Source organism: Micromonospora sp. KC606 (genome assembly GCF_004348675.1).
In the GTDB taxonomy this organism is placed as follows: domain Bacteria; phylum Actinomycetota; class Actinomycetes; order Mycobacteriales; family Micromonosporaceae; genus Micromonospora.
Genome location: NZ_SMKN01000180.1, coordinates 1 through 11,499, shown reverse-complemented (window position 1 = coordinate 11,499; position 11,499 = coordinate 1). Strand labels below are relative to the sequence as shown.

14 protein-coding genes are annotated in these 11,499 nt (G+C 71.7%); all 14 read right to left on the bottom strand.

Features of this window, described 5'->3' with window-relative positions:
• Position 1 precedes the first annotated feature (1 nt).
• Entirely contained in the window at positions 2–325 is a 324-nt protein-coding gene (locus E1193_RS24775) for a DUF2469 domain-containing protein (RefSeq protein WP_007075222.1), read from the bottom strand.
• The gene (locus E1193_RS24770; protein ID WP_132185588.1) at positions 322–1,134 is read right to left on the bottom strand and encodes a ribonuclease HII; all 813 of its coding nucleotides are present in this window, start codon (positions 1,132–1,134) and stop codon (positions 322–324) included. The genes E1193_RS24775 and E1193_RS24770 overlap by 4 nt, the downstream gene beginning before the upstream one ends.
• Positions 1,128–1,688 (bottom strand): NUDIX domain-containing protein, encoded by a 561-nt coding sequence (locus E1193_RS24765; protein WP_132185587.1) that lies wholly within the window; start codon positions 1,686–1,688, stop codon positions 1,128–1,130. The genes E1193_RS24770 and E1193_RS24765 overlap by 7 nt, the downstream gene beginning before the upstream one ends.
• A 58-nt stretch (positions 1,689–1,746) precedes the next feature.
• Positions 1,747–2,379 carry a signal peptidase I gene (lepB, locus tag E1193_RS24760; protein WP_132185586.1) on the bottom strand — a complete coding sequence of 211 codons (633 nt, stop codon included), beginning with the start codon at positions 2,377–2,379 and terminating at the stop codon, positions 1,747–1,749.
• Entirely contained in the window at positions 2,376–3,251 is an 876-nt protein-coding gene (gene lepB, locus E1193_RS24755) for a signal peptidase I (protein ID WP_132185585.1), read from the bottom strand. The genes lepB (E1193_RS24760) and lepB (E1193_RS24755) overlap by 4 nt, the downstream gene beginning before the upstream one ends.
• A 190-nt stretch (positions 3,252–3,441) precedes the next feature.
• The gene (rplS, locus tag E1193_RS24750; protein ID WP_132185584.1) at positions 3,442–3,801 is read right to left on the bottom strand and encodes a 50S ribosomal protein L19; all 360 of its coding nucleotides are present in this window, start codon (positions 3,799–3,801) and stop codon (positions 3,442–3,444) included.
• A 143-nt stretch (positions 3,802–3,944) separates the two neighbouring features.
• Positions 3,945–4,733 (bottom strand): tRNA (guanosine(37)-N1)-methyltransferase TrmD, encoded by a 789-nt coding sequence (gene trmD / locus E1193_RS24745; protein WP_132185583.1) that lies wholly within the window; start codon positions 4,731–4,733, stop codon positions 3,945–3,947.
• A 15-nt stretch (positions 4,734–4,748) separates the two neighbouring features.
• Positions 4,749–5,342 (bottom strand): ribosome maturation factor RimM, encoded by a 594-nt coding sequence (gene rimM, locus E1193_RS24740; RefSeq protein ID WP_207922850.1) that lies wholly within the window; start codon positions 5,340–5,342, stop codon positions 4,749–4,751.
• A gap of 2 nt (positions 5,343–5,344) precedes the next feature.
• On the bottom strand, positions 5,345–5,605 hold the full coding sequence (locus E1193_RS24735; protein WP_132185581.1) for an RNA-binding protein: 261 nt from the start codon (positions 5,603–5,605) through the stop codon (positions 5,345–5,347).
• Positions 5,580–6,035 (bottom strand): 30S ribosomal protein S16, encoded by a 456-nt coding sequence (gene rpsP / locus E1193_RS24730; protein ID WP_132185580.1) that lies wholly within the window; start codon positions 6,033–6,035, stop codon positions 5,580–5,582. Before rpsP ends, E1193_RS24735 begins: the two co-directional genes overlap by 26 nt.
• Positions 6,036–6,276: 241 nt before the next feature.
• Complete coding sequence (locus tag E1193_RS24725; protein WP_132185589.1) at positions 6,277–6,897, bottom strand: DUF402 domain-containing protein; 621 nt, start codon at positions 6,895–6,897, stop codon at positions 6,277–6,279.
• A 49-nt stretch (positions 6,898–6,946) separates the two neighbouring features.
• Positions 6,947–8,353 carry a proline--tRNA ligase gene (gene proS, locus E1193_RS24720; protein ID WP_132185579.1) on the bottom strand — a complete coding sequence of 469 codons (1,407 nt, stop codon included), beginning with the start codon at positions 8,351–8,353 and terminating at the stop codon, positions 6,947–6,949.
• A 166-nt stretch (positions 8,354–8,519) separates the two neighbouring features.
• Complete coding sequence (locus E1193_RS24715; RefSeq protein WP_132185578.1) at positions 8,520–9,599, bottom strand: amidohydrolase family protein; 1,080 nt, start codon at positions 9,597–9,599, stop codon at positions 8,520–8,522.
• A 276-nt stretch (positions 9,600–9,875) separates the two neighbouring features.
• Entirely contained in the window at positions 9,876–11,429 is a 1,554-nt protein-coding gene (ffh, locus tag E1193_RS24710) for a signal recognition particle protein (protein WP_132185577.1), read from the bottom strand.
• Between the last annotated feature and the right edge of the window lie 70 nt (positions 11,430–11,499).

Here is an 11,499-nt window from a genome sequence, read left to right as displayed (position 1 = left end):
GTCAGCCGCCGAAGCCGGAGTCGGCGGGGAGGGAGATGTCGGGCTTCTCGAGTTCCTCGACGTTGACGTCCTTGAACGTCATCACCCGGACGTTCTTGACGAAACGGGCAGGACGGTACATGTCCCACACCCAGGCGTCGTGCATCTCGACCTCGAAGTAGACCTCGCCGTCGGAGTTACGCACGTGCAGGTCGACCTGGTTGGCCAGGTAGAAGCGGCGTTCTGTCTCCACCACGTAGGAGAACTGGCGGACAATGTCGCGGTACTCCCGGTAGAGCTGCAGCTCCATCTCGGTCTCGTACTTCTCGAGATCTTCCGCGCTCATCGCACTCCGCCTTCCATGACCACATCTTCCCCCACCGGCGCGGAGGGCCGAGGCTGCTCGCCCAACGCCACGCCGACGGTACCCCTTGACTCGCCCGCGTGCTCCATCGGCTCGGGCGCGGTCTCGCCGACCGGCCGCCGGGCCCGGGGCGGTGCCCCGTCACGGCCGGACACGGCAGCCACGTTCACGTACGAGAAGCGGTGCTCCACACACGGCCCGAGCTCGCGTAGCGCACCGGTGTGCTCGGCCGTGATGTACCCCTTGTGCTCGGCGAAGCCGTAGCCCGGATACCGCTTCTCCAGTTCCACCATGAGCCTGTCCCGGCTGACCTTGGCGAGCACACTGGCCGCCGCCACGCAGGCTGCCACCCGGTCGCCCTTCCACACCGCCAGCCCCGGCACGTCCAGGCCGTCCACCCCGAACCCGTCGGTCAGCACGTACTCCGGTCGGGTGGTCAGCGACGCCAGCGCCCGCCGCATCGCGGCCAGGTTGCACACGTGCAGGCCCCGCGCGTCGACCTCCTCGGCCGGGATGACCACCACCGCGTACGCCAGGGCTCGGGCGACGACCTCGTCGTACACCCGTTCCCGGCTGGCCGCGGTGAGCAGCTTGGAGTCGGCCAGCCCGTCGATCTCGCCCCGCCGCCCCTCGGGCAGGATCGCGGCGGCGGCGACCAACGGGCCGGCGCAGGCCCCCCGGCCGGCCTCGTCGGCTCCGGCCACGTGCCGGAATCCCCGCCGTTGCAGGGCCCGCTCCAGCGCGTAGAGCCCACCGTCACGACGCACCACGGTGCGGGGCGGGGTCAGCACGGCGCACCCCCGCCGGCCGGACCGACCACCTCGCCGGCTGGAGTCGGCACCGGGTCACCGGCCGGCGCGGACCCGCTGCCGCGCGGGTCGGCCGGCCCGGCTCCGGCCAGCGCCCGGGCCAGCAGCGCCGGCAGATCCGCCGGGTAGTACCGCTGGTCGGTGGCGGTCAGTTCCGCCACCGACCACCACCGGTGCCCGGACACGGTGGCCCGCTCGATCGCGTTGAAACCCGCGGTGTCGACCTCCCAGGCGTCGACCCTGACCAGGAAGAACACCTGCTCCTGGCGGTACTGGACGCCGTCGAAGGGGAACTCGACCGTCTCCGACCAGACCTGGGCGCCCAGCTCGGCCGGGGCGAGCCGCAGCCCGGTCTCCTCGGCCAGCTCGCGGGCCGCGCCCTGCGCCGGGGTCTCGCCCGGGTCGAGCCCACCGCCGGGGGTGAACCAGTAACGGTGGCCCGGCCGGGCCGGATCGAAGCCCTCGAAGAGCAGCAGCCGGCCCTCGGAGTCGACGAGCAGTACCCGGCCCGCGCGACGAGGGGTATGGACGGTCACCGACCCAGACTGCCAGACGCGGGTCTCCCTAGGCCATGCCAGGGGCGCGCTGGCGCGGCTACGGACTGGGGATCGAGTCGAACGGCTTCGGCACGCTCAACCAGGTGGCCCGGTTCACCGGCCAGAACACCGTGAACGCTCGGCCGACGACCTTGTCCTCCGGTATGGTCGCCTCGGTCACGTCCCGGCCGGACTGCTGCCAGTGCTCCAGCGAGTCACCGGAGGCGGAGCGGTGGTCGCCCATCACCCAGAGCCGCCCCTCGGGGACGGTGATGTCGAATTCCTGGTCGGCCGGTTTGTCCTGCTGGCCGTCGACGGAGTAGATGTACGGCTCGTCGAGCTGCTGGCCGTTGATGACCAGCTTGCCGGCGTCGCAGCAGACCACCCGGTCCCCGCCCACGCCGATCACCCGCTTGATGAAGTCCTCACCGTCCGGATTGCCGCTCCACGACGTGGGTGCCTTGAACACGACCACCTCACCGCGGTGCGGCGACCGGAAGTCGTAGACCAGTTTGTTGACCAGCACCCGATCGTCGATCTGGAGCGTGTTCTCCATGGACGGCGAGGGGATGAAGAAGGTCTGCAGCACGAAGGCGCGGACCAGCACCGCCACCAGGATCGCGACACCCAGCAGGATGGGCAGCTCCTTCCAGAAGGAGCTGCGGGGCTTTTCGGTCTGCTCGTCAATCACGGATGGAGCCTACGTCGCCGGGCCCACAGAGATCGTCCGGAACGCGCGAGAACCGACATCAGCCCTGTCATCGGGACGACCAGGACGACACCGCCCGTCGGGGACGGTTCGACCGGTGGGGCTGGGGCGGCGGCCGGAGGGGACAACTGGGCGAACGTCGCCGGCACCGGCAGCGTGGCCCACCGCTGCGACGGCCAGACCACCATGAAGGCCCGGCCGACCACGTTGTCGATCGGCACCGGCCCCTGGCAGCGGGCGTCCTGGGAGACCAGCCGGTGGTCGCCCATCACGAAGATCTGGTTGGGCGGGACGACGACCTCGTCGAAGCGCCGTGACCGGCACTCGCGGGGATTGGGCGGCACGTCCAGCGGCGAGTCACGGGGCACGTACGGCTCGTCCAGTGGGATGTCGTTGACCAACACGCGGCCCTGGTCGTCGCAGCACTTCACCCGGTCCCCGGGCACGCCGATGACCCGCTTGATGAAGTCCTTCTCGCCGGGGCGGCTCACCCCCACCAGATCACCGAGGGTGCGGGTGATCTTGCCGGCGAGGTTCACCGGCGGTCCTGCTGCCTCCTGCGCGACCCATCGGTCGGTGCCGCGGAACACCACCACCTCGCCGCGAACGGGGTCACGGACGTCGTAGACGACCTTGTTGACCAGGACCCGGTCGCCGATGAGGAGGGTGTCCTCCATCGAGCCGGACGGGATGAAGAATGCCTGGAGGAGGAAGGTGCGGATCAGCACCGCGAGGCAGAACGCCACGATCAGCAGCAGTGGCAACTCCTGCCAGAGCGGCATCTGCCGGGGGGTGCGGCGGGCCCTCCTGCGCCACGGATCGACCGTGCCGTTGTCGTCAAGCACCTGCACCACGCCACTCCCCGGTCCGCAGAAACGACACTACCGCCCGGGAGCCTCCTCGAGGCCCCGCGGGCGGTAGGGGACAGTCGCATGCCGTGACCACCGTCGCGACGTCGCCGCCCTCCTGCGCCCGTACGACCAGGGTAGTGCGATCCGGCCGATACGACATCCGCGCGGTTCAGGCGGCGTGGCGAGCGGCGCTTCAGCTCGCCGGCTGCTTCTCGCGCAGCTCCTTGATCTTGGCCTTCTTGCCCCGCAGCTCACGCAGGTAGTAGAGCTTGGCGCGACGGACGTCACCGCGGGTCACGACCTCGATCCGGTCGAGCGCCGGGCTGTTGATCGGGTAGGTCCGCTCCACGCCCACACCGAAGCTGACCTTGCGGACCGAGAAGGTCTCGCGCAGACCGTCGCCCTGGCGGCGGATGACGACGCCCTGGAAGATCTGGACACGGGACCGGTTGCCCTCGACGACCCGCGCGTGCACCTTCACGGTGTCACCGGCACGGAAGTCGGGGAGGTCGACCCGCTTCGACTGGGCGTCAAGGGCGTCCAGGATGTTCATCGCTGCGTCCTCGTGAGGCTCACGGCGCACCGTCAGTCGGTGCGCGGATGGGTGATTCTGACCCCCGGGTGGTGGCCGGCGACGCCGGCCCCGGTCGAGGGCCCTCGCGTCTGCCCACGGCGTGGGCGGACGCGGCAACCCCCCTACTTTGCCACATCCCCCGGCGGCACCGGAAACCCACCCCGGTCCAACGCGGCGACGTCCTGTTTGTCGAGGCTGCCTGGGGAAAGCGCGGCGATCATGTCGGGACGACGGGCCGCCGTGCGCCGCAGCGCCTCGTCGCGCCGCCAGCGGGCGATCCGGCCGTGGTCGCCGGAGCGGAGCACCTCCGGCGCCTCCAGCCCGCGCCAGGTCGCCGGCTTGGTGAACACCGGAGCCTCCAGCAGCCCGTGGGCGTGCGACTCCTCGGCCAGCGAGCCGGCGTTGCCCAGCACCCCCGGCAGCAGCCGGGTGACCGCCTCGAGGATCACCAGCACCGCCACCTCGCCACCGAAGAGCACATAGTCGCCGAGGGAGACCTCGGTGACCGGCATCCGCGTCGCGGCGTGCTCCAGCACCCGCTGGTCGATGCCCTCGTACCGGCCGCAGGCGAAGAGCAGGTGTGACTCGGCGGCCAACTCGTGGGCCATCGCCTGGGTGAACGGGACACCGGCCGGGGAGGGCACCAACAGCCGGGGCAGGGTGTGCCCGTCCGGGCTCAGCTCGCCCGGGGCAAGGGCGTCCAGGGCCTCACCCCAGGGCTCCGGCCGCATCACCATGCCGGGCCCGCCGCCGTAGGGCGTGTCGTCGACCGTGCGGTGCGCGTCGTGCGTCCAGTCCCGGAGGTCGTGTACGGCCAGCCGGAGCATCCCGTTCGCCCGCGCCCGGCCGATCAGCGACAGGTCCAGCGGGGCGAAGTACTCGGGAAAGATCGAAACGATGTCGACGCGCATGAGGGGCGACTCCGGCTACAGGTCGAGCAGGCCGCCCGGCGGGTCGACGACGACCCGACCGCCGGCGAGGTCAACCTCGGGGACGATCGCCCTGACGAAGGGGATCAACGCGGTACCCCCCTCGGGGCGGCGCAGGACGAGCAGGTCCGAGGCGGGGGCGTGGTCGATCCGGGCCACCTCGCCCAGCCGCTGGCCGTCCGGGGTGACCACGGCGAGACCGACCAACTGGTGGTCGTGGAACTCCTCCGGATCCTCCGGCGGAACCACGTCGGCGCTGTCCACCCCGAGCAGTGTGCCGCGCAGCGCCTCGGCCACGTCGCGGTCCAACACGCCCTCGAAGGCGACCAGGAGCCGGCCCTGGTGCCAGCGAGCCGTCTCGACGGTCAGCTCCGCCGGGACCTGGAACTCCACCCCGGCGTCGGCCGCGGGGTCCGCCCCGGGTCCGGTGGGCGACACGCCGCCCTGGGACTCGGCCCGGGGTCTCGCCCCGGGCGTGGTGCGCAGCACCATGCCCGGGGCGAACCGTGCTTCGGGCTCGTCGGTCCGCACCTCCACGGTGACCTCACCGCGGAGGCCGTGTGGTTTGCCGATCCTGCCGACGATGAGCAGCATCAGTACGAGTCGACGATGTCGACGCGTACCCCGCGTCCACCGATGGAGCCGACCACCTGGCGCAGCGCCTTGGCGGTCCGGCCGGACCGCCCGATCACGGTGCCGAGGTCCTCGGGGTGCACGCGGACTTCCAGCCGCTTGCCCCGACGGGAGTCGACCATGCGGACGCGCACGTCGTCCGGGTGGTCGACGATGCCCTTGACCAGATGCTCCAGCGCGGGACGCAGTGCCACGTCAGGCCTGCTCACCGGCGTCGGCAGGAGCAGCGGCGGCCTCGGCCGGGGCCTCGGTCTTGGCCGGGGCCTCGGCCTTGGCGGCCTTCCTGGCGGGCTTGGCGGCCGGGGCCAGGCCGGCGGCAGCCTGCGCCTCGGCCTCGTACGCCGCCTTACGGTCGGCCCGCTCGGGGGCGACCTTCAGCGGCGGCGGGGCCGGCAGGCCCTTGAACTTCTGCCAGTCACCGGTCAGCTCCAGCAGACGCTGCACCGCCTCGCTCGGCTGCGCGCCGACGGAGAGCCAGTACTGGACCCGGTCCGACTTGACCTCGATGACCGAAGGGTCTTCCTTCGGCTGGTACACGCCGACGAACTCGATCGCGCGACCGTCGCGCTTGGTACGCGAGTCGGCGACGACGATGCGGTACTGCGGGTTGCGGATCTTACCCATCCGCAGGAGCCGGATCTTTACGGCCACAGTTGTTTCGCTCCTGTTGCGATCTCACCGGCCCGGGACGGGCGGTGTGCACGGGTGAGCGCCGACCGGCACAGTGGGGTTTGGGCCGGAGACTGCTCGGTGGACTGGCGACACGCCCGGGTTAGAGGGCGCCGGACGCGCGCCGGATACCAGCGACCCATTCTGCCAGATCCCATGCCGGTCTCTCACACCGGACCCGGCACCGCGTGCGGACCCGACGTCGACGTGACCGGGTTCACGCTCAGCGCACCGGCGGCCGGTCCCACCCCGGGGGCAGCTCGGCCGGCACGTCCCAGTCCGCCGGCGGGGTGTAGTCGCACCAGGTGCCGTCGAACGGGAAGACCCCCGCCTCGGCGAGGGCGATCACCCGCTCCCCCTCGGCGCGGACGGCCGCCTCGTCGGTCACCCAGTAGTGGTCGGGGAAGGCGAGCCGCTCGGCGAACTCGTCCTCGTCCTTCCACATCCAGGTGTGATCGGGGCGGACCACCACGTCCAGGTCCTGATCGACCATGTCGACCCCGGCGAGGGCGCCATCGTCCCAACGGACGCCCGGTTCCTCCAGGTTCACGTACCACTCGGCGAAGCGGCCCTCCGTGTCGCGGAACCACCAGACGGAGTGTGCCGCACCCGCCGGCAGGAACTTCAACACCGGCGGCCCGTGCCACCGCCCGTGCGCCAGGCGGTAGGACGAGGTGACGAACTCGGCGAACGGCACCGCCCGCATGGTCAGCCCCGCCTCGGTCACCTCGTGCGCCACCGGCGAGTCCCGGGCGATCCACAGCAGCAGCCCGCGCTCGTCGTCGCTGACCACCCGCCCCGGCCGGACCCAACCGATCCGGCCGCGCCGCACGTTGCGATGCATGATCAGCCGACCCGGCGCGAACCGGTCGGCGGGACCGTTCGGCCGCACGTCAGTAGGCACGGGCGAGGATGGCGACCAGGTCCGGCTCGTCCTCCGAGTCCGGCACCGAGCCATCCGCACGCAGCAGGCAGCGCACCGTCACGCTCTGGCCGTTCGCCTCCGCCTCACCAGCCACGCCGACAACCGACCACGGCACCCGGGCCCAGCCGGTGGCCGCCGCCTCGATCGCCTCGGCCAGCGTCGACACCTCGACGGTGCGGGACTGGCGGTGGGCCAGGGCCTGGTCGTGCAGCGCCCGCTGGTCGGCGTCCAGGGCGGCCAGCACCGCGCCGACCACGTCCGCCACCGGCGTGGGGGCCTTCGAGCCGTCCGTACGCCGAACCACGACCGCGTTGCCGGCGGCCAGGTCGCGCGGGCCGACCTCGACGCGTACCGGGTAGCCGCGCAGCTCGGCGTCGACGGCCCGGCGGCCGAACGCCGTGTCGGTACGGCCGTCGAGCGCGACCCGGACGCCGGCGTCGCGCAGCGCGTCGCGCAGCTTGGTCGCCGCCTCGGTGACGCCCTCGCCGTCCTTGACCACCATCACGTACGCCTGGATCGGCGCCAGCTTCGGCGGCACCCGCAGGCCGTTGTCGTCGCCGTGGCACATGATCAGGCCACCGAGCATCCGCGTGGAGGTGCCCCAGGAGGTCGTCCAGGCGTGCTCCCGGCCGCCCTCGGCCGAGGAGTAGCTGATGTCGAACGCCTTGGCGAAGTTCTGCCCGAGCTCGTGGCTGGTGCCGAGTTGGAGCGCCTTGCCGTCGCCCATCATGCCTTCGCAGGTGTAGGTGGCGGTCGCCCCGGCAAAGCGCTCCCGGGCGGTCTTCAGGCCGACCACCACCGGAATGCCGAGCACGTTGACCATCAGGTCCTCGTACGCCTCGTGCAGGATCCGCCGGGCGTAGGCACGGGCGTCGGACCGGGTGGCGTGCGCGGTGTGCCCCTCCTGCCACAGAAACTCGCTGGTGCGCAGGAAGATCCGGGGACGCAGCTCCCAGCGGACCACGTTGGCCCACTGGTTGAGCAGCAACGGCAGGTCCCGGTACGAGTCGATCCACTTGGCCATGAACTCGCCGATCACCGTCTCGCTGGTGGGGCGCACCACCACCGGCTCGGCGAGTTGCTTGCCGCCCCCGTGGGTGACCACCGCGAGCTCCGGTGAGAAGCCCTCGACGTGCTCGGCCTCGCGCTTGAGGTAGCTCTCCGGGATGAACAGCGGGAAGTACGCGTTCTCCGCGCCGGCCGCCTTGATCCGGGCGTCCATCTCGGCCTGCATCCGCTCCCAGATGGCGTAGCCGGCCGGACGGATGACCATGGTCCCCCGGACCGGGCCGTTGTCGGCCAGCTTCGCCTTGGCGATGAGGTCCTGGTACCAGCGGGGGAAGTCCTCCGCACGGGGAGTGAGCACGCGTGCCATGACCGCACATCCTATGCGGCGACCCCGACGCCGTGACGCCCGGGCGGCCCACCGCCGCGTCGCGCCGCGTCGCGCCCGGACCGCGGTGGGCCCCGGCCACCAGGGGGCCTTCCTGGCACGGCAGCGGCCGCGGGACGCGCGCCCCGGGAACCCGCCATGCGCACAGTCAGCGGAGCACGCGGCCTCGCAGGACGATGCGGGACGGGGACCGGACCACGCGCAGGTCCGCACGTGGGTCCACCGGGTACGCCGTGAGGTCGGCGAGACCCCCTTCGACCAGTCCGGGGAACCCGAGCCACTCGCGGGCCCGCCAGGAGGCGGCGGCGAGCACGTCCTCGGTGGACATGCCGGCCCGCTCGTGCAGCAGGAGCATCTCCTCGGCGGCGAGGCCGTGGTCGATGCCGCCGCCCGCGTCGGTGCCGACGTAGATCGGCACGCCCGCCTCGTACGCGGCCCGAACCACCTCCGGGAAGCGGTCCCGCAGGGCGAGCATGTGGTCGGCGTACCCGGGGAACTTCGCCCGGGCCTGGTCGGCGATCCCGCCGAAGGTCCGGATGTTGACCATTGTAGGGACGAGCGCGGTGCCCTGGCGGGCCATCAGGTCGATCAGGTCGAGGCTCAGCCCGGTGCCGTGCTCCACCGAGTCGACCCCGGCCCGCACCATGATTTCCACGGCCGTCTCGGAGAAGGTGTGCACGGCGGCGCGTACGCCGGCGGCGTGGGCCGCCTCGACGGCGGCGGTCATGGTGTCCGCGTCCCAGGCGGGCGCGAGGTCACCCATTCCGCGGTCGATCCAGTCGCCGACCAGCTTGACCCACCCGTTGCCGGCCCGTGCCTGGGCGTCCACGGTCGCGGCGACCTCGGCCGCGGCGACCTCCACGCCGATGTCGCGCAGGTACCGCCTGGGCGGCGCGATGTGCCGCCCCGCGCGGGCCAGGCGCGGCAGGTCCGGCTCGTCGTCGAGTTCCGGGTACGGGTACGGGGAGCCGGCGTCGCGGATGGCGAGCACCCCGGCGTCGCGGTCGGTGCGGGCCAGCCCGCGGGCCTGGTCGAGCGAGGCGATCGGGGCGCCGCCACGGGCGATGCCGATGTGGCAGTGCGCGTCGGCCAGGCCGGGCAGCACGAACCCGCCGTCGACCACCGTCTGGGCGCCGGGCACCGGATCGAAGGTGACCCGGTCGCCGACCATCCAGAGATCCCGGACCTCGTCGTCGGGCAGGAGCACACCGCGTACGTGCAGAGCCATGGGCTCAGTCCTACCGGATCACGTCGCCGTCCGCGCGAGCACCTCCTGCCGGCGCTTCGTCCGTGCCGGAAGGTCCAAGGTCACCTTCCAGGGCGGTCGATCGTCAACAGGCCGTCGGTCTCGACGCTGGGCTCGTATCCGCCCTTCCCGCTCAGGAGCAGCTCGGTGAAGGTGATCTTGTCCCGGAGAGGATCGATGACCTAGTAGGTGGCGACGCCCGGGGGGCGCCGCGAACCCTACGCGAGGATCTGATCGTCCACCGTCACCGACACGTGCTCAGCGGGGGCCCTTGTCGTCCTTGCCGAGCTTGTTGAAGTCGATCTTCGGGAGCTTGAAGCCCGGGGGCAGCCCCTGCCCGCCGGCCAGGTCGCCCGGGGGCAGCCCCGGCGGGAGCTGCGGCATGCCGCCCGGGAAGCCGCCCGGCACACCACCGGCACCGATCCGCGGCCGGCCACCGCCCTTGGTGCCCTTGCGCTTGTTCTTCGGCGACTTGGTGGCCTTGCGCCGGCCGCCGCCGGGCAGGCCCATCACGCCGCCCATCTGCTTCATCATCTTCTGCGCGTCGGCGAAGCGGTTGAGCAGTTGGTTGACGTCCATCACGGTGACCCCGGAGCCGCCCGCGATGCGGGCCCGCCGGGAACCGTTGATGATCTTCGGGTTGGTGCGCTCGGCCGGGGTCATGGACCGGATGATCGCGGTGACCCGGTCGAAGTGCTTGTCGTCCAGCTCGGCGAGCTGGTCCTTCATCTGCCCCATGCCGGGCATCATGGCCAGCACGTTGGCGATTGGACCCATCCGGCGGACGGCGATGAGCTGGTCGAGGAAGTCCTCCAGGGTGAACTGCTCGCCGCCCATCAGCTTGGCGGTCATCTTCTCCTTCTGATCGGCGTCGAAGGCCTGCTCGGCCTGCTCGATCAGAGTGAGGACGTCGCCCATACCGAGGATCCGGCTGGCCATCCGGTCGGGGTGGAAGACGTCGAAGTCCTCCAGCTTCTCACCGGTGGAGGCGAAGAGAATCGGCTGCCCGGTGACCTCCCGGACCGACAGCGCGGCACCACCCCGGGCGTCGCCGTCGAGCTTCGACAGCACCACGCCGGTGATGCCGACGCCGTCGCGGAACGCCTCGGCGGTGCGCACGGCATCCTGGCCGACCATGGCGTCGATGACGAAGATGACCTCGTCCGGGTCGACCGCGTCGCGGATGTCGGCGGCCTGCCGCATCATCTCGGCGTCGATACCGAGACGGCCGGCGGTGTCGACGATGACGACGTCCCGGGCGGCCCGCCGCGCGTGCTCGACCGAGGCGCGGGCCACCTGCACCGGGTCGCCGACGCCGTTGCCGGGCTCCGGAGCGAACACCTCGACACCGGCGCGGCCACCGAGCACCTGGAGTTGCCCGACGGCGTTGGGACGCTGGAGGTCGGCGGCGACCAGCAGCGGCTGGTGACCCTGAGCCTTGAGCCAGCGGGCCAGCTTGCCGGCGAGGGTCGTCTTACCGGAACCCTGGAGGCCGGCCAGCATGATCACCGTCGGCGGCTGCTTGGCGAACTGGAGCCGCCGCCCCTCGCCGCCGAGGACGGTGACCAGTTCCTCGTTGACGATCTTGACGATCTGCTGGGCCGGATTGAGCGCCTGGGACACCTCGGCGCCGCGCGCCCGCTCCTTGACGTTCGCGATGAAGCCCTTGACCACCGGCAGCGCGACGTCCGCCTCCAGCATCGCCATGCGGATCTCGCGCGCGGTGGCGTCGATGTCGGCGTCGGTGAGCCGCCCCTTGCCGCGGAGCTTGGTGAAGATCCCGGAGAGGCGGTCACTCAAGGTGTCAAACACGCGAACATCCCGTTTGTCGTTTTTCGGCGGGCACAACGCGGCCGGGCAGCTGTCCAGCCACCGCTAGGGT